General features: G+C 70.8%; 15 protein-coding genes and 1 pseudogene. 9 read left to right on the forward strand and 7 right to left on the reverse strand.

What is annotated here, in order from left to right; all coding sequences use genetic code 11:
• Positions 1 to 114 precede the first annotated feature (114 nt).
• A pseudogene (locus ABZK10_RS02885) lies at positions 115 to 291 on the reverse strand (NYN domain-containing protein); the annotation flags it as partial.
• 184 nt (positions 292 to 475) lie between these two features.
• Here ABZK10_RS02885 and ABZK10_RS02890 point away from each other — a divergent pair.
• The gene (locus ABZK10_RS02890) at positions 476 to 709 is read left to right on the forward strand and encodes a FitA-like ribbon-helix-helix domain-containing protein (RefSeq protein ID WP_353807679.1); all 234 of its coding nucleotides are present in this window, start codon (positions 476 to 478) and stop codon (positions 707 to 709) included.
• 48 nt (positions 710 to 757) lie between these two features.
• Here the strand turns inward: ABZK10_RS02890 and ABZK10_RS02895 are convergent, their stop codons facing one another.
• The 3 genes from ABZK10_RS02895 to ABZK10_RS02905 form a co-directional block, all read right to left on the reverse strand.
• Entirely contained in the window at positions 758 to 1,354 is a 597-nt protein-coding gene (locus tag ABZK10_RS02895) for a hypothetical protein (protein ID WP_353807680.1), read from the reverse strand.
• A gap of 58 nt (positions 1,355 to 1,412) precedes the next feature.
• Entirely contained in the window at positions 1,413 to 3,440 is a 2,028-nt protein-coding gene (locus ABZK10_RS02900; protein WP_353807681.1) for a primary-amine oxidase, read from the reverse strand.
• Between the two features lie 197 nt (positions 3,441 to 3,637).
• Positions 3,638 to 5,122, reverse strand: a complete 1,485-nt coding sequence (locus ABZK10_RS02905; protein ID WP_353807682.1) for an APC family permease — start codon at positions 5,120 to 5,122, stop codon at positions 3,638 to 3,640.
• 245 nt (positions 5,123 to 5,367) lie between these two features.
• Between ABZK10_RS02905 and ABZK10_RS02910 the strand changes: the two genes are divergently transcribed.
• The gene (locus tag ABZK10_RS02910; protein WP_353807683.1) at positions 5,368 to 6,879 is read left to right on the forward strand and encodes an APC family permease; all 1,512 of its coding nucleotides are present in this window, start codon (positions 5,368 to 5,370) and stop codon (positions 6,877 to 6,879) included.
• A 175-nt stretch (positions 6,880 to 7,054) separates the two neighbouring features.
• Positions 7,055 to 7,687 (forward strand): helix-turn-helix domain-containing protein, encoded by a 633-nt coding sequence (locus tag ABZK10_RS02915; protein WP_353807684.1) that lies wholly within the window; start codon positions 7,055 to 7,057, stop codon positions 7,685 to 7,687.
• A 42-nt stretch (positions 7,688 to 7,729) separates the two neighbouring features.
• Here the strand turns inward: ABZK10_RS02915 and ABZK10_RS02920 are convergent, their stop codons facing one another.
• The gene (locus tag ABZK10_RS02920) at positions 7,730 to 9,019 is read right to left on the reverse strand and encodes a type II toxin-antitoxin system HipA family toxin (RefSeq protein WP_353807685.1); all 1,290 of its coding nucleotides are present in this window, start codon (positions 9,017 to 9,019) and stop codon (positions 7,730 to 7,732) included.
• Positions 9,019 to 9,315, reverse strand: coding sequence for a helix-turn-helix domain-containing protein (locus tag ABZK10_RS02925; protein ID WP_353807686.1), 297 nt, complete (start codon positions 9,313 to 9,315; stop codon positions 9,019 to 9,021). The genes ABZK10_RS02920 and ABZK10_RS02925 overlap by 1 nt, the downstream gene beginning before the upstream one ends.
• Positions 9,316 to 9,632: 317 nt before the next feature.
• Here ABZK10_RS02925 and ppsA point away from each other — a divergent pair, with 317 nt between their 5' ends.
• From ppsA to ABZK10_RS02945, 4 genes are all read left to right on the forward strand, one after another.
• Positions 9,633 to 12,029 carry a phosphoenolpyruvate synthase gene (gene ppsA / locus ABZK10_RS02930; RefSeq protein ID WP_353807687.1) on the forward strand — a complete coding sequence of 799 codons (2,397 nt, stop codon included), beginning with the start codon at positions 9,633 to 9,635 and terminating at the stop codon, positions 12,027 to 12,029.
• A gap of 164 nt (positions 12,030 to 12,193) precedes the next feature.
• Positions 12,194 to 13,486, forward strand: coding sequence for an IS1096 element passenger TnpR family protein (locus tag ABZK10_RS02935; protein ID WP_353807688.1), 1,293 nt, complete (start codon positions 12,194 to 12,196; stop codon positions 13,484 to 13,486).
• A gap of 9 nt (positions 13,487 to 13,495) precedes the next feature.
• Entirely contained in the window at positions 13,496 to 13,759 is a 264-nt protein-coding gene (locus ABZK10_RS02940; RefSeq protein WP_353807689.1) for a type II toxin-antitoxin system VapB family antitoxin, read from the forward strand.
• On the forward strand, positions 13,756 to 14,160 hold the full coding sequence (locus ABZK10_RS02945; protein ID WP_353807690.1) for a type II toxin-antitoxin system VapC family toxin: 405 nt from the start codon (positions 13,756 to 13,758) through the stop codon (positions 14,158 to 14,160). Before ABZK10_RS02940 ends, ABZK10_RS02945 begins: the two co-directional genes overlap by 4 nt.
• A gap of 3 nt (positions 14,161 to 14,163) precedes the next feature.
• Here the strand turns inward: ABZK10_RS02945 and ABZK10_RS02950 are convergent, their stop codons facing one another.
• The gene (locus tag ABZK10_RS02950; RefSeq protein ID WP_353807691.1) at positions 14,164 to 16,053 is read right to left on the reverse strand and encodes an aminotransferase class V-fold PLP-dependent enzyme; all 1,890 of its coding nucleotides are present in this window, start codon (positions 16,051 to 16,053) and stop codon (positions 14,164 to 14,166) included.
• A 130-nt stretch (positions 16,054 to 16,183) separates the two neighbouring features.
• Between ABZK10_RS02950 and ABZK10_RS02955 the strand changes: the two genes are divergently transcribed.
• Entirely contained in the window at positions 16,184 to 16,687 is a 504-nt protein-coding gene (locus tag ABZK10_RS02955) for a nucleotidyltransferase domain-containing protein (protein ID WP_353807692.1), read from the forward strand.
• Positions 16,684 to 17,025 (forward strand): HepT-like ribonuclease domain-containing protein, encoded by a 342-nt coding sequence (locus ABZK10_RS02960; RefSeq protein WP_353807693.1) that lies wholly within the window; start codon positions 16,684 to 16,686, stop codon positions 17,023 to 17,025. The genes ABZK10_RS02955 and ABZK10_RS02960 overlap by 4 nt, the downstream gene beginning before the upstream one ends.
• Positions 17,026 to 17,038 lie beyond the last annotated feature (13 nt).

Consider the following 17,038-nt stretch of genomic DNA (forward strand, 5'->3'; position numbering starts at 1 on the left):
CGAGGGAACCGACGGCGGCGAGGTCCGCCCAGCCGTCGTCGCCTCATCGAGCACGTCGAGGTAGGTGAAGCGGTCGCAGGCGTTGCGGAAGGCGCCGAGGGTCTTGCGCTCGCCGAAGCCGTAGACCGTCACGCCGTCCTCGCGGATTCGGGATGCAAGGCGCGTGAAGTCGCTGTCGCTCGAGACGATGCAGAACGCCTGGAAGCGGCCCGTGTAGATCAGGTCCATCGCGTCGATGATGAGGGCGCTGTCGGTCGCGTTCTTGCCGACGGTGTTCGCGAACTGCTGCATCGGCTGGATCACGTGCTCGCTCGGGCGCAGACGCCGCAGGTAGGTTTTCTCCTCCAGGAGGAGTTGTTTCCTGTTCCAGAGAAAAGCGAGTTCTCTCGAGAAAACTCGGTTGTTTCCGGCGCACCGGGCATGTTCTCGTAGATCAGGACTGCGAAGAGCGCAGGCGCGAAGCTAGCCTGAAGACATGCCGGTGGACATCACGATTCGGGCGGTACCCAACGACGTGCTGGACGAACTCGCTGCGCGGGCTCGTCGGTCGGGGCGGTCACTGCAGGAGTACCTGCGCGCGGAACTCGCGCGGCTCGCTGCGGGGCCATCGGTGAAGGACGCTCTGGCGACGATTCGGGAGCACGCCCGCCGGTATCCGCGTATCTCCACGGACGAGATCCTCGCCGCGCGCGCTGCGGACCGGCGGTGACCAGCAGCGGAACTCATCGCTAGCGGGGCGGGAACGACGTGACGCGTATCACCCCAGCGGGATCGACACGATGAGCATCGCGAGTGTCATCGCGGACATGGCTGCCGCGTCGAGGGTGCGGAGGCGCGCACCGCAGCGGTGTGCGCGCAGCGCGTGCCACGCGCTGTAGGCGGCGAAGGCGAGTGCGCCGGCCACGATGACCGGGGCGAACGAGGTCGGCGAGTGGCCAGCATGGGCGCCCGAGGCAGCGGCTCCGGAACCAGCGGCGCCGGCGTGGAGCGCGACGACGAGCGCGGCCGTCACCACGAGCCCGAGCGCGCGGTGCAGGTCCACCTGCGTGACACCGCCGGCAGCACGCGCCGCCGCCACGACGGCGATCGCCACCGCCACCATCGACGCCGCCCACGCCACCGACCGCCCCGCCCACCCGGGCACGGCCCCGGCGAAGAACGCCATGTCGACCATCGCGCCGAGCATGAGCAGCGAGGCCACCACGGCCAGCACCTGCCCCAGCACGGCGACGAGCACCGCGCGGCGGCGCCCGGCCGACCCCGCAGCGGGGGTCGACCAGGCACCGGCGCCGACGGAGCAGCAGACGCCGATCGAGGCGGGAATCACCATGCCGGCGTGGAGCAGCTCGGTCATCGGGGCATCCGTTCCTGAATACCGGTCCTGAAAAGTGCCAGACCCAGCGAAACCGCGCTCAGTGCCCGCAGCTGCACGCCGCGCCCGCGTCACCCGCGCAGTGCGCGCAGCCGGCGTGAGACCCGGTCGCGTGCGACCCCGTGCCGTGCGCGGTCGTGGCGGGCACGTTCAGCACCGGGTTGCGGTCGAAGAAGCCGTACGGCTTCAGCGTGAACTTGGCGTGGTCGACGGGCATGACGGGCCAGTCCTCCGGGCGCGGGAAGTGCGTCGGGCCGAAGGTGTGCCAGAGCACGATGTCCTCGCCGTCGATCGAGCGGTCGCCCGCGCGGTACTTGGTGAGGCCGTCGCCGCCCGGGTTCTGGTGCACGTAGTCGCCCGCGGCGTACTTCTCGGCCGGGTCGTACTGCGTGACGAACAGGTGCTTCGTCGCGAACTCGGCGCGCGACGCGATCGACGACGACGGGTCGGCGAGCAGCGTCGGCGTGGGCGTCGGGTGCAGCACGTATCCGGTGGGCTGGCCGAGACGGTTCGTCTTCTCGGTGTTGACGATGTGCCAGGCGCGTCCGGCCGAGCCGTCCGCGTCGCGCGCAGCATCCGCTTCGGTCGAGAGCCTCGTGCGCGAGAACGTGAAGCCGTTGCCGTGCTCGTTGCCCGGGCCGATCGGCACGCGCACCGCGTCGACCTCGTCGACCGCGTTCGCCAGGCCGTCGACCATCATGTCGAGGCGGAAGTTGAACAGGTGCTGGTGCGCCGGCCCGCCGAGGCCCGGCGCGACCTGCGTGGCGTACGGGTAGCCCTCCTCCGGGTAGGCCGAGGTGAAGAGGATGCCCGTGAGCTTCGCCTCGCACTCGATGGTGCCGTCGAGGTACAGGTACCAGTAGAAGCCGTAGTCGTAGTTGCCGACGGTGGTGAAGAAGCTGATCACCAGTCGACGCGCGCGGCGCACCTCGTCGGACTCGGTGAACATGTCGCTGTGCTTCCACAGCGTGCCGTAGTCCTCCTCGTGCATGCAGATGCCGTTCTGGATGGTCGTCGGGTTGCCGAGCTCATCCGCGAAGGTGGCGTCGAAGTACGTGATTTCCCCGAGGCAGTCGCAGCCGAGCTGCAGCGAGTTCGTGAACCGCCCGAACAGGTACTCCCCCGTGTCGAAGTAGTTCTGCCAGAAGCGCGTGGCCTGCGGGTCGCCGTAGGGCACCAGCATCTCCGACACGCTCGCCCGGTAGATGACCGGACGCTCCTGGTCGCCGTCGACGATGCGCAGCCGCCGCAGGATGAGCCCCTCGCGCGGGTCGAACCCGATCTGGAACTTCCAGTTCGCCCACGACACCTCGTCGCCGTCGACGTCGAAGCTCGGGCCCTCGGGCTGGGTGATGACGATCGGCTTCAGCGAGGTCATCGGCGGGCCCTGCAGCTCGGGGTCGTCGAAGTTGCCGTGCTCGGCGGGCACCGGGTACGGCTCGGTGTCGATGAGGCGCGTGATCTTGCGGTTGATCACGTCGATGTACGCGGCGAGGCCGTCGACCGGGTGCGCCCACGGGTGGTCCTTCGGGTGGTCCATGCGGAAGGCGAAGACGCGCAGCATCCGCGTGCCCGCCTCCTCCTCGTACCCGTAGTGACCGGCCGACAGCGGCACGCACACGACCTGGTCGTGGGTCACGCCGCGGGCGGCGAGCGCCTCGTGCCAGCGCGGATCCTCGGCGACGATGTCGCCCACCATCTCGAACTCCTCGACGAGGATGGGCAGCTGCCCCTCCGACCCGTCGAGCACCACGGTGCTGAGGATCGCGCCCGAGGTGAGCGAGACCAGCAGGTCGGTCGACTTGCCGTCGGCGAGGTCGAGCAGCATGACGCGCACGCGACGCTCGGGCAGCGGCCCGCCGTCCTCCCACGCGAGCACCTCGCGCTTGTGCGGCTCCTCGAGGCCCACGTACGCGAAGCGGGTCGAGGCGGCGAGCGCGAGCTCGGCGATCAGCAGCTCGCGCACGCGCGTGATCTCGGCGGCGCTGAGGTCGGCGAGCGGATGCGGCGCGGCCGCGTCCGCCGCGGCGTGCGCGTGGCCGTGGAGTCCGTGTTCGGTGATGGTCATGGGGTGCTCCTTACGGGGGCGGTGGTTCGTGAAGTCTGCTGCGTGGGCGGGTGCCGCAGGATCCGGATGTGAGGAACGGACCCCGCGGAGTCGTGGGGGGCGGATGCCCCGGGGCGGCCGCGGGCGGGCGGCCGGGCGGATGCCCCGGGCGGGCGTGGGCCGAGGGCCGGCGCACGCCCGGGGCATCCGCTCAGTTGCTACTGCGCGCCGATCGCCTCGGTGATGCGCCGGTAGATCTCGGGCTTCGCCTTGCGCAGGTAGACCGCCTGCAGGTAGCCGAAGACCGGGAAGGCGACGATGATGCCGAGGCAGATCCAGGTGGTTACGCCGAACACCGGGTTGCCGGCCGCGTCGTAGTCGCCCACGAGCATCGGGTAGCCCACGACGATCACGCCCGCCGAGAAGAGCAGGCCCGCGAGGCCGAGCACCGGGGCGATGATCGTGTTCCACACGCGCGAGTCCTTCTTCGTGCGGAGGAAGTACGCGATGACCGCGACCGACGTGATCGACATCAGGATGATGATGCCGAGCGTCGCGATGCCCGCGAGCCAGGTGAAGACCTGCGCCACCGGGTCCATGCCGAAGACCGCGAACAGGGCGATCAGCGCCGCGGCGGTGCCGGTCTGCACGAGCGACGACGTGTGCGGCGACAGGTGCTTGTGGTGCACGTTCGCGAGGCTCGAAGGCAGCACGCCCGCGTTCGACATCGACAGCTGGTAGCGGGTGACGACGTTGTGGAACGAGAGCACGCACGCGAACATGCCGGTGATGATCAGCACGTTGATCGCGATCTCGCCGACCGGGCCGAGGTAGGCGGCGGCGGTCGCGATGACCAGGCCCTCCGGGTCGGCCTGGGCGGCGGCGACGACCTCAGACGGGCCCCACGCCATGACGACGGCCCAGCTGACGAACGCATAGAACAGGGTGATCGCGATGACCGCCGCGTAGGTGGCGCGCGGGATGGTGCGACCCGGCTCGCGGGCCTCGTCGCGGAAGACGGCGGTCGCCTCGAAGCCGATGAACGCGGCGATCGCGAACATCAGGCCGACGCCCGGGGCGCCCGAGGTGATCTCGCTGGGCGCGAAGGTGTCGAGCGAGAGGCCCTCGGCGCCGCCCGTGAACGTCACGGCGAGCGACATGATCAGTGCGATGCCGACCTCGAGCACGAGCAGCACGCCGAGCACCTTCGAGCTCAGGTCGATGTGGCGGTAGCCGAGCAGGCCGACGAGCGCGACGACGGCGAGCGCCCAGACGTACCACGGGATGTCCGGCCCGCCGAGGGCGGCGATCGAGGCGCCGATAATGGTGCCGACGTACGCGTGCACCGCGACCTGCACGGTCGTGTAGGTGAGCCAGGCGAGGTACGCGGTGGCGAGGCCCATCGGGCGGCCGAGGCCGTAGCCCGAGTAGGTGAAGAACGCGCCGGGCTTCGGCACGTGCCGGGTCATGGCGACGAAGCCGACCGAGAACAGCAGCATCACGACGCCGGAGAACACGAACAGCGACGGGAAGCCGACGCCGTTGCCGAACGCGATGCCGAGCGGCACCGAGCCGCCGACGACGGTGAGCGGCGACGCTGCGGCGACGACCATGAAGACGATGGCGACGACGCCGAGCGAACCGCTCAGCTTCTTCGGCGCGGTGGTCTCGGTCGTGGGGGCCGAGCCTTCCTGGGTGGTCATGGGGATCCCTTTCGACGAGGCGGGGGTGGGTGTTGCAGGGCTGGTGCGGCCAGCCTCGTGGTCTCGTGTTGCAGGGGTGTCGGATGCGGGTGAAAGTTCGTCGGCGCCAATTGGGACCGGGGTCGGGGCGGTGTCTCATTTGGGCGACACGGGGCCGAAACACGCGGGTGGCGTGCGGGAAACCGGGGCGGGGTATCGTCGCGGGCGCGACACCCGCACCACCGCACCACCCGAGGAGCCCGCTGATGTCCGCCCTGGAACGCGCGATCGCGAACCCCGAACCGGTGCCCGGCCTCGACGCCGAGTCCCCCGTCGCCGGCCTCGACCGCCGGAGCGTCGGCGCCGTCGAGGTGCTCGCCCAGTCGGTCTCGGCCGTCGCGCCCGCAGGCGCCGCCCTCACGATCCCGGCGATCATCGCCGCGGTCACCGGCACGGCCTCGCTGCTGCCGATGCTGCTCGCGGCGGGCGTCACGCTGCTCGTCGCATCCACCATCAACCAGTTCAGCCGGCGGATGGCCGCGCCGGGCGGCGTCTCGGCCTACATCGCCCGCGGCCTCGGCTCGTCGGCCGCCCTCGTCGGCGGCGTCGCGCAGCTCATCGGCTACGGATTCGTCGCCATGTTCGCCCTCGTCGGCACGGTCTACACGACCCTCTCGCTCGCCGACTTCGTGCTGCCGACCGCCGGCGCGCCCGCCGTGTGGGCCGTCGTGCTCATGCTCGTGTTCGGTGCGGGGGCGCTGTTCATCCTCGTCCGGGGCATCCGTCGGTCTGCCCGCGTGACCCTCATCGTCGAGGTCGTGTCGGTCGGCGCGATCGCGCTGCTCACCGTCGCGCTGCTCGCGGTGCTGTGGGCGACGGATGCCCCGATGATGGCGAACCGCACCTTCGCGGTGTTCGATCCGAGCGGCGTCTCGGGCGCCGAGCTGCTGGTCGCCACCGCGCTCGCGATGACCGCCCTCGTCGGCTTCGAGTCGGCGTCCACCCTCGGCGGCGAGGCGAAGCGGCCGCTGCTCGCGATCCCCCGCGCGATCGTCTGGACCGTCTTCGTGTCGGCCGGCCTCTACCTGCTGACCGGATACGCCCAGCTCACCGGCATCGACGCCGACGACCTCCGCGGCGGCGACGGCTTCTTCCCCGTCGACGGCGTCACCGCCTCGCTCGGCATGCCCTGGCTCGGCGCGGTGCTCGAACTGTCGATCGCGGCCTCGCTCTTCGCGTGCCTCATCGCCTCGGCGACCGCGATGACCCGCGTGCTCTTCGCGCTCGCCCGCGAGGGATTGCTGCCGCGCGCACTCGGACGCACCCGCAGCCGCTCGGGCACCCCCGTCGCCGCCGTCGCGCTCAGCATGTCGTTCGTCACCGTCGTGCCGATCGTGTCGGTGCTGCTCGGCGCGGCGCTCTGGCCGACCATGCAGTGGCTGCTGTTGGGCGCTGCGACCGGATACCTCGTCGCGTACTTCCTCGCGTGCGTCGCCGCGCCGGTGTTCCTGTGGCGCATCGGCGAGTCGGGCTGGCGCTCGACGGTCGTCGCCGCGGCCGGGGCGGTCGGCGTCGCGGTGATCCTCGTCGCGTACCTCGTGGTCGAGTCGACCGGCGCGCGCGCCGGCGCGGTGTGGGTCATGGTCGGCGTGCTCGTCGTGACGGTCGTGCTCGCTGGGCTGCGCGCGTCGTTCGCGCTGCGGCACCCGCGCATCCGGGGCGTCTACGACGTGCCCACGATCGCCGACGTCTGGGGCGGGCGCCGTGGCGGCTCCTGAGCGGCGAGCGGATGCCCCGGGGCCGCCGCCGCGCGCCGATGGTCGCTTCTCAGGAGCGGGCGATCGGTTCTCAGGAACGGCCGCCCGCGATGACGAGCGCAATTCAGGGGCGCCCGGTCGGTATTCAGGAGCGGGTGCGCCCGAGGCATCCGCCGTCCCACCATCAGCGAGCGGCGTGGAGCTGCGAGCGCGGCAGCCGAAGGCGATCCAGCACGCGCTGCACGTGCTCGAGGAGGTCGCGCGACTGGGGCCCGGCGTCACCGCGCAGCAGGTCTCGACGAGCCTCGGCATGCCGCGGGCGACCGCGTACCGGCTGCTCAACCTGCTCGTGCAGGAGGAGTACCTCGTGCGGCTGCCCGACCTGTCTGGGTTCGCGCTCGGCAGCAAGGTGACGCAGCTCGCGACGCTCGTGCCGACCGCGCCACCGCCGCGCGCCGTGCGCCAGGTGGTCGACGATCTCCGCGGCCGCGTGCGAGCCGGCGTGCACCTCGTGCGCTACGACGGCGGCATCCTGCAGATCGTCGACGCCGACCCCGACTTCGCCCTGAGCGACGAGGTGCGCATCTCGCGCGACCCCCACGTGTCGGCGCTGGGCGGGCTGCTGCTCGATGCATCCGCCGCCTTCGTGTCGATGACCTCGCCGATCGTGCCCGGACGCGCATGCCTGGCGGTGCCGATCCGCGACGACCGCGGCGCGCTCGTCGCCGGCATCGCGCTGGCGACCACGCCCGCCCGCGCGGCGTCGCCCGAGCCCCTGCTCGCCGTGCTGCGCGAGGCGGCCGCGCGGCTGGAGCCGCTGCTCGCGTAGCGCGCGGCCTGCCGACCATCGCGGGCCCTCTCCGCGGCGAGCTCAGCCGCGGATCCACCCGGTGGGGCGCGGTGCAGCACTTCCGAGTTCGGGATCGAACGTGCCATCGCCATCGTCGCCCGCAGCGCGACCTGCCGCGAGGTTGTCGGTGAACCGGATCACCGTCTGCTGCAGGCCCGGATGGGCGCCGGCGTGCGGCGACTCGGCCGTCGCGATCGCCCGGATGCGGTCGAGCGCGCCGTCGATGAGCGCCGAGGCATCCTGCACCTTCCATGAGTTCGCCTCGTCGATCAGGTGCGCTCGCGTGAGGAGACGGTGCTGGAATTCGCCTGCAACACGGAACGCCATCTCGCCATCGTTGTCGTAGTGGGTCTGCGGAACGATGTCGTACATCGGGGCGAGCTCGACGCCACCGACGCGGTCGTGCAGGAGCGAGATGTTCTTCGCGTGGAAGTCGAGGTTGCCCACCGCGACCGACAGGGTGAGCATGCGGAGGAGTCGCTCGCGGTCCGCGCGATCCAGCTGCGACGCGACGCTCGACAGGCCGACACCACCGTACGTCTCGTACTTGTCATCGCCTGACAGCCCGAGCACCTGCGAGAAGTCCTCCTGGTGGACTCGACCGTCAGGCGACGCTGCCGACCGGTCGTAGCGTTCGATGACCAGCGCCATGACGCCGTCGAAGGCCTGGAGTCGCGTGTCGAACGTGGCGAGCCCGAGGTCCCTGGCGAACCGGGATCCGTACTCCTCGTCGAAGATCATCGTGGGGAACTCCCCCACGATCGGCTTCACGATGTGCGTCGACGGATAGCCGTCGAGCGCGCGCGCCCATCCGGTCTCGGTGCGCACGAGCACGATCTTCGACTGCACCCCGTTCAGCGAGGTCTTGCCGCGGCGCGGCTTGTTGCCGAGCGGTGCGATCGCGACCTCAGCGAGCATCTGCCGCACTCCCGCATCGTCGACGGGCTCGACGGCGGGCGTCCGCGGCTCGCCCGGCTGTTCGGGGTTCCAGATCTGCAGGGCACCCGCCACGTCGCGGCCGTAGGCGGCCAGCATTCCGAGCACGTCATCGCGCCGAACGCCGGCCTCCACTGCGAGGCGGTCGCGTGCACGGCCCTCCGGCAGCAGCTCGGCGAAGAAGTTGGCGCGGATGCCTCGGTTGCGCGGGTTCGCTCGAGCGACGAGCGGCACTGCCACGGAGAGCACACGGCTGCCGAGCCCGTAGCTCCGGACCGCCTCGACGTCGGCCTGGAAGTCGAATCCGTCGCGGTCGCCGCGGAGTGTGCCGACGTGGTCGCCGTGCAACTCGACATTGAGCACCGTCTCGGGCATCAGGACTCCTCGTCAGCTCGCGCGTCGCTGCGAGCTGCGGCTCCCCTGGCTTCGATCGATTCGATGTCCGCCCCTTCGGGCACCGAGAGGATGATGTCGACTCCGGTCGCGTTGAATGCGTCGAGGAGGCGACTGATCGCCTGGAACTCCTTCCCAGACTCGAGCTCCCAGAGGTAGCGCTGCGAGATGCCGAGGTCGGCGGCGAGGTCGCGCTGGCTGAGACCCGCGGCAGCACGGGCCTGTTGCAGCGCGAGGCCGATCTCGGCAAGGGTGCGCGGGTGCATCTGGAATGACATCGCGGCTCCTGACTACTGATGAGTAGTCGCCCGAGACAACTACCTTTCGGTAGTCAGTTTGCAGCACTACCGTGCGGTAGTCAAGCGGTGGGCGCGGCTCAGCACAGGGCGCAGCACGCGCCCAGCCCGCCGACATGCGCACGAAACATCGAGCGGTTCTCAGTGCTCGGCGAGCGGCAAGAGAGTGATTTCAACGGTTCACAGTCAAGAACGGCGATTCTTTCAGGAGCATCCGTCACCGAAACCGCCCCGAGATGAGCCACTCTCGTCTGACCGGACACCCCCGGTGCCTGCCACCTCATGAAGGGACACCCACCGTGGCCAACATCCTCTGGCTCGACCAGCTCGGCATGGACGACATCGGGCGCGTCGGCGGCAAGAACGCCTCGCTCGGCGAGCTCATCCACAACCTCGGCGCCGCGGGCGTCAACGTGCCCGGCGGGTTCGCCACCACGGCCGATGCCTTCCGCGCCTTCCTCGGCCAGACCGGCCTCGAAGACCGCATCGCCGCCACGCTGCTCGAGCTCGACAGCTCCGACACGCTCGCGCTGGCGCGCGCCGGCCGCAGCATCCGCACCGACATCATCGACACGCCGCTCCCCGCCGAACTCGAGCAGGAGATCCGCGACGCGTACGCCACGCTCACCGCCGACGAAGACCCCGACGACCCCGTGTCCTGGGCCGTGCGCTCGAGCGCCACCGCCGAGGACCTGCCCGACGCGAGCTTCGCCGGCCAGCAGGAGACGTTCCTGAACATCCGCGGCATCGACCAGATCCTGCGCGCCGTGCACGAGGTGTTCGCGTCGCTCTACAACGACCGCGCCATCTCGTACCGCGTGCACCACGGCTTCGCGCACCTCGACGTCGCGCTGTCCGTCGGCATCCAGCGGATGGTCCGCAGCGACCTCGCCTCGTCGGGCGTCATGTTCACCATCGACACCGAGTCGGGGTTCGCCGACGCCGTGCTCATCACGTCGGCCTACGGACTCGGCGAGGGTGTCGTGCAGGGCGCCGTGAACCCCGACGAGTTCGTCGTCTACAAGCCGGCGCTGAACGCCGGCCGCCCCGCCATCTTGAAGCGCACGGTCGGCGAGAAGGCGACCAAGATGGTCTACACGAAGTCGCAGCACGTCGGCCGCACCGTCGACTTCGTGCCGGTGACGAAGCCCGAGGCGCGCCGCTTCAGCCTCACCGACACCGAGATCGAGCAACTCGCACGGTACGCAGTGAGCATCGAGCAGCACTACGGCCGCCCCATGGACATCGAGTGGGCGAAGGACGGCATCGACGGCACGCTCTACATCGTGCAGGCCCGCCCAGAGACGGTGGTCGCCCGCCGCACCGGCCGCACCGAGCGGTTCACGCTCGCCGAGCGCGGACCGGTCGTCGCCGAGGGGCGCGCGATCGGCCACAAGATCGGCACCGGCGCCGCCCGCGTGCTCACCTCGGTCGACCAGATGCACGAGTTCCAGCCGGGCGACGTACTGGTCGCCGACATGACCGATCCCGATTGGGAGCCGGTCATGAAGACGGCATCCGCCATCGTCACGAACCGCGGCGGGCGCACCTGCCACGCGGCGATCATCGCGCGCGAGCTCGGCGTGCCCGCCGTCGTCGGCACCGGCAACGCCACCCAGGCGCTGGTCGACGGCCAGCAGGTCACCGTCTCGTGCGGCGAGGGCGAGACCGGGTTCGTCTACGACGGCGTGCTCGACTTCCACGTCGAGTACAGCGACCTGGGCGAGCTGCCCGAGCTGCCGACCGCGGTCATGATGAACGTCGGCACCCCGGAGCAGGCGTTCAACTTCGCCCAGACGCCGAACGACGGCATCGGCCTCGCCCGGCTCGAGTTCATCATCAACCGCCAGATCGGCATCCACCCGCGCGCGCTGCTCGAGCTCGACGACCAGGCGCCCGAGATCGCCACGGAGATCCGCCACCGCATCGCGGCCTACTCCGGCGCGCGCGACTTCTTCGTCAAGCGCATCGCCGAGGGCGTCTCGACGCTCGCGGCCGCGTTCGCGCCGAACCCGGTGATCGTGCGCATGTCGGACTTCAAGTCGAACGAGTACGCCAACCTCATAGGCGGCGAGCGTTACGAGCCCGACGAGGAGAACCCGATGATCGGGTTCCGCGGGGCGTCGCGCTACGTCGCGCCGAGCTTCCGCGAGGCCTTCGACCTCGAGTGCGAGGCCCTGAAGTTCGCGCGCGACGAGATGGGGCTCACGAACATCAAGCTGATGATCCCGTTCGTGCGCACCATCGCCGAAGCCGAGGGCGTCATCGCGGCCCTCGCCGAGAACGGACTCGTCCGCGGGCAGAACGGCCTGCAGGTCGTCATGATGTGCGAGGTGCCGAGCAACGCCGTGCTCGCCCACGAGTTCCTCAACCACTTCGACGGCTTCTCGATCGGCTCGAACGACCTCACCCAGCTCACCCTCGGCGTCGACCGCGACTCGGCCGAGATGGCCCGCGTCTTCGACGAGCGCGACCCCGCGGTGCTGAAGCTGCTGAGCATGGCGATCGAGGCGTGCGTCTCGCGCGGCAAGTACGTCGGCATCTGCGGCCAGGGCCCGAGCGACCACCCCGACTTCGCCGAGTGGCTCATGGCCCAGGGCATCTCGTCGATCTCGCTGAACCCCGACACGGTCGTCGACACCTGGCAGCGGCTCGGCCGGCTCGAGGCGGCGAAGCGCGAGCTGTCGATGGTGTGAGGGGCGGGGCGGATGCCTCTGGCGCGTCGTCGTCCGGAGGCATCCGCTCGCCGCCCTGCGCCCCCTCACCCTCGCCGCCCCTCCACAGGCAGGTCCCCGCGCCACCGCGAGCACCTGCCCGTCCGATTCGCCCCGACGAGCGCCACGCCAACGACGCTGGTCGCATGCCCGCATCCGACACCCTTCCACGCCCGCGCCTCACCGTCCGCGTCGAACTCCGCGCCGGCGACGACCCGCCTTGGCGCGAGATCGCCATCGACGCCTCGCTCGGCCTCGCGACCCTCGCCGACGCGATCCTGCTCGCCTTCGGCTGGACCGGCACCGGCAGCTGGCGGTTCGGCACCATGCACACTCCGTGGTGGGGTCGCGAGGCGGATGCCTGGGGGCAGCGCATCCTCACGCCGGCGCGCCCGCACCATCCCGCGCCCGTCGACGAGTACGGCGGGTACGACGAGGGGTGCCGGTGCGCCCGCTGCCGCTACGGCGACGCGGTCGACTGGGACCCGAAGGTACAGCGGCGCGTCGAGCCGGAGTGGAACCTCGACCACGTGCTCGAGCGCTTCGGCGGCACGCTCGAGTTCGAGTACCGTCCGCTCGACGCGCGCAGCGGCACGTCCGACCACACCTGGCGCCACCGCATCACCGTCGGCGTGCGCGATGAGGCGACGACGGATGCGTCGGCGCCATCCGCCAACCTCATCGACGGCGCGGGCGCGGTTCCGCGGTCCGGCACCGAGGCGGCGTTCGGCGAGCTCGGCGACCCGACGCACCGCATCTCGCTCCAGCACGAGTTCGCGCTGCGGTTCGGGGCGAGCGACCAGGTGACGCAGTCAGTGCGTGCTCCCGGGTGGGAGCCCCTCGACGTCGCGACGCGCGGCGCCGGCGAGGTGGCCCGCCGCGCGCTGCGCATGGACCTCGTCGAGCTCGGAGCACTCGACCCGCCGATGCTCGACATCGAGGAGGTGGAGCGGGGTACCGCCCAGATCCGTGCGCTCCTCCGGGCGGCCGGCGGGCCCGACGGCATCGATGCGGAGACAGCGGGCGAGCTGGGCGACGACCTGAAGGCGTTGCATCTGGTTCGGACGCAGCGCGGCCGCATGCTCACGCTCGTCGCGGTGCGCGACCGGATCCTCCCTGAACCCGTGACGCTCTGGTACGAGCTCGCACGTCAGCTCATGAGCCTGTCGGGCGCGGACCCCGAGATCGCCGCACGTGCGGTCGACCTCGCGTGCGGCGGCAAGACGGTGCGTCGGTTCGCGCTCGAGCAGGCGCGAAGCGCGCATCGGTCGGGGCAGTACTCGAGCGAGTTCGGGCCGACCCGCGTGGATCGCATGCTCCTGCGCCTCGGGCTGGTCGATGCAGACGGCCGGCCGGGTCACTCGAACGCGCGTGCGTTCGGATTCGCGATGCTGCGAGGCGGGGCTGGGTCGTATATACCGGCAGTCATGCCGAGGTAGAATGGTGGAATGGCGTTGAGCATCAAGAGCGCGGAGGCCGAGCAGCTCGCTCGGCGGCTCGCGGCTGCGACCGGCGAGAGCATCACCGGAGCGATCACGACCGCGCTGCGCGAGCGGCTCGAGCGCACCGAGGCGACCGACGACTCCCGCTCCGCGCAGCGTGTCGAGCGGCTCGCCGCCATCGGAGCCGATGCCGCCGGCCGCTGGAGCGACGACCTGCGTACCGCGGACCACGGCGACCTGCTCTACGACGACCGCGGACTCCCCCGGTGATCGTCGACACGTCGGCGCTCATCGCGATCCTCCGGAACGAGCCCGCCGCGCCGGCCTGCATCGCCGCGCTCGCGTCCTCGACCAGCACGTCCATGTCGGCCGGCACGTTCATCGAGGCATCCGTCGTCGTCGACGCGAACCGCGACCCCGTGCTCAGCGCACGCTTCGACGAACTCGTCGCCGAGGCCGGCATCGAGATCGTGCCGATCGACGCCGCGCTCGCGCGCATCGCCCGCGCCGCGTATCGCGACTACGGAAAGGGCAGTGGCCACCCGGCGCGCCTCAACCTTGGCGACTGCTTCGCCTATGCACTCGCGCGCTCGCGCAGCGAACCGCTGCTCTGCATCGGCGACGACTTCCGTCAGACAGACCTGCGAATGGCGCTCGAACCATCCTCCTGACCGCTACTTCGTCAGGCAGACCGCCGGGAGGTCGAACCAGCGGAGGTGCTCGAAGTCGGCGGAGAGCGCCCTCGGCGAGGCGCCGGCCCGATCGGCGTCGGCGGGCGGAGGCGGCGATTCTGCGGCATCCGTCACCTGCACCTCTTCGAACGGATGCATGGCCGCAGCCGCATCCGTCACCCCCGCTGCCTCCGAACCGCCGCCGCCCGCCGCCGCGAACCGCTGCCTGGCTTCCGCGAGGTACCCGGCGAGCGCCGACTCCGGCGCGCGGTCGTCGTGGTGCGGATACGTCAGCCGCCCGTCGGCGTCGTACGACACCTCGTGCAGGCGCAGCGGCGGCTCGGCCGGGCCGCGCCGGTGGCGCCAGAGGCCGGAGTCGGGGTCGAACGTGTAGTCCGGCAGCATCCGCCACCCGTCTCGGGCGACGAGCCGCACCGCCTCGACGAGGTAGTCGAAGACGCTCTCCGAGATGAAGTAGTTGAAGTTGATGCGCACCCAGCCGGGCTTGATGCCCTCGCAGCCGCGGGCGATCTCGCGCTCGAACTCGTGCGAGCGCTCGATGTCGATGCCGAGCAGTTCGTGGCCGTACGGGCCGGCGCACGAGCAGCCGCCGCGCGACTGGATGCCGAACAGGTCGTTCAGCAGCGCGACGACGAAGTTGTGGTGCAGGTAGCGGCCGCTCGGCGCGCGCACCACGAACGAGACGATCGACAGGCGCTCGGCGTCGAGGTTGCCGAGCACCTCGATGGCGGGCTCGTCGTGCCAGGCCGCGATCGCGCGGCGCAGGAAGTCGTCCTCGAGCGCGCGAATCGCCGGGACGCCGACGGCGTCCTTCAGGCCGAACACGAGCCCGGCGCGAATCGACTCGACGATCGCCGGCGTGCCGCCCTCCTCGCGGTGGGCGACGTCGGCGAGGTACTCGTGCTCGGTCGGGTTGACGAACGCCACCGTGCCGCCGCCCGGTACGTCGGGCACCCGGTTCGTCGCGAGCTCGCGGCGCAGCACCAGCACTCCGGGCGTCGAAGGCCCGCCGATGAACTTGTGGGGGCTGAGGAAGATCGCGTCCTTGTAGGCGCCGGTCGCGAGGGCGCGTGCGGGCGGGCCGTGGTACATCTCGACGTCGATGTAGGGTGCCGCGGCGGCGAAGTCCCAGAACGACAGCGCGCCGTGCCGGTGCAGGAGCGTCGAGATGCCGACGGTGTCGCTCACGATGCCGGTCACGTTGCTCGCGGCGGAGAACGAGCCGATCTTCAGCGGGCGGTCGGCGTACCGGATCAGCTCGGCCTCGAGTGCCGCCTGGTCGATGTGCCCGTCGGCGTCCTGCGGAATGGTCACGACGTCGGCGATCGACTCCCGCCAGGGCAGCTCGTTCGAGTGGTGCTCGAACGGGCCGATGAAGACCACCGGCCGCTGGTCGTCGGGAATCGCGGCGGTGAGGTGGTACCGATCGTCGAGGGCGGACGGCACGCGCAGCCCGAGCATCCCCACCAGCTTGTCGATCGCGCCGGTCGATCCCGCGCCGGTGAAGATCACCACCGTGTCGTCGTCACCGCCCACCGCGTCGCGGATCGTCGCACGCGCGTCCTCGCGCAGCCTGGTCGTCTGCAGGCCCGTGCCGCTCGACTCGGTGTGCGTGTTCGCGTACCGCGGCAGCACCTCGTCGCGCACGAAGTCCTCGATGAAGCTCAGCGCCCGCCCCGACGCCGTGTAGTCGGCGTAGGTCACGCGCCGCGGGCCGTACGGCCCCGGCACGACCTGGTCGTCGCCGATCACCGACTCGCGGATGCGCCGCACCAGCGGCGACCGCCGGATCGCCTCGATGTGCGCCCGGTCGTCGTGGCGGGGGTACGCGGTGCTCGCCTCCGCGGCGGTATCCGCGTGGTGGAGGTCCACACGAGGAGGGTACCGCCGCCCGCCGACGGCTGCCAGAGGCGAGCGGATGCCTCGTGCCCGGCGCTGGTCACCCCGCCGAGAACTCCGCAATTCTGTACGTAAATATGTACATCTTTGCTACCATCAGTCCATGAGCACGACCGTCTCCAGCCCCGCGAACCCCGTCATGCCGGTCGCGGAGGCACGCGCGAAGCTCTCAGCAGTGCTGCGCGAGTTCCGCGCGCACGGCGACACGGCGGCTCCCGTCATCATCGGCTCGCATCGGAAGCCCGAGGCGGTGCTCGTTCCCTACTCCTCCGTCGCACCGGCCATCGGCGACCGCCCCGACGCACCTGCAACGCCCAGGTCCGTTCGCGAGGTCCTGCACCGGCGGCGCGCGCTGATCGAGCGCCTCGCCCGCGCGAACCGGCTGGGTTCGGTCGAGGTGTTCGGTTCGGTGGCTCGCGGGGACGACGGGCCGGCCAGCGATGTCGACCTCCTCGTCGTTCCGAACGACGACGCATCGCTGTTCGATCTCGCGCAGTTCGAGGTCGACATGGAGGCGCTGCTCGAGCGCAAGGTCGACGTCGTCTCGCACGGAGCCCTCGATCCCGTTCGCGACCGCAGCATCCTCGACGAAGCTCAGCCCCTGTGAACGAGAGCGACCGCGTCGATCGGTGGCTCGACGACCTCGAGACGACGCTTGCGACGACCCACGACCTCGTCGCGCGCGGGCGCCATGCCTTCGACACCGACCCCGCGCTACCGCTTGCATTCGAGGCGCTCTCGAACCGCGTCGGCGACCTCGCGAAGCGGCTCACGAGCGCCGACCCCGCGCGGTTCGACGACCCGGTCTGGTCCCAAGCCGCACGGAACCGCGACTATGTCGTGCACCACTACGACCGAGTCGATGCGGCGGTGCTGTGGACGACGGTCTCCCGACACGTTCCCGAGATGACCGCGGTCGTCGCCCAGCTCCGGGGCGGCGCGTAGCGAAGACGTGCAG

Origin of the sequence: Agromyces sp. SYSU T00194 (assembly GCF_040496035.1) — a bacterium.
GTDB classification, from domain to species: domain Bacteria; phylum Actinomycetota; class Actinomycetes; order Actinomycetales; family Microbacteriaceae; genus Agromyces; species Agromyces chitinivorans.

Excerpts from the sequence above, each read along its gene's own strand:
- ABZK10_RS02890 (WP_353807679.1), top strand. The coding sequence starts at position 476 with ATGCCGGTGGACATCACGATTCGGGCGGTACCCAACGACGTGCTGGAC.
- ABZK10_RS02895 (WP_353807680.1), bottom strand. The coding sequence starts at position 1,354 with ATGACCGAGCTGCTCCACGCCGGCATGGTGATTCCCGCCTCGATCGGC.
- ABZK10_RS02900 (WP_353807681.1), bottom strand. The coding sequence starts at position 3,440 with ATGACCATCACCGAACACGGACTCCACGGCCACGCGCACGCCGCGGCG.
- ABZK10_RS02905 (WP_353807682.1), bottom strand. The coding sequence starts at position 5,122 with ATGACCACCCAGGAAGGCTCGGCCCCCACGACCGAGACCACCGCGCCG.
- ABZK10_RS02910 (WP_353807683.1), top strand. The coding sequence starts at position 5,368 with ATGTCCGCCCTGGAACGCGCGATCGCGAACCCCGAACCGGTGCCCGGC.
- ABZK10_RS02920 (WP_353807685.1), bottom strand. The coding sequence starts at position 9,019 with ATGCCCGAGACGGTGCTCAATGTCGAGTTGCACGGCGACCACGTCGGC.
- ABZK10_RS02925 (WP_353807686.1), bottom strand. The coding sequence starts at position 9,315 with ATGTCATTCCAGATGCACCCGCGCACCCTTGCCGAGATCGGCCTCGCG.
- ABZK10_RS02935 (WP_353807688.1), top strand. The coding sequence starts at position 12,194 with ATGCCCGCATCCGACACCCTTCCACGCCCGCGCCTCACCGTCCGCGTC.
- ABZK10_RS02940 (WP_353807689.1), top strand. The coding sequence starts at position 13,496 with ATGGCGTTGAGCATCAAGAGCGCGGAGGCCGAGCAGCTCGCTCGGCGG.
- ABZK10_RS02955 (WP_353807692.1), top strand. The coding sequence starts at position 16,184 with ATGAGCACGACCGTCTCCAGCCCCGCGAACCCCGTCATGCCGGTCGCG.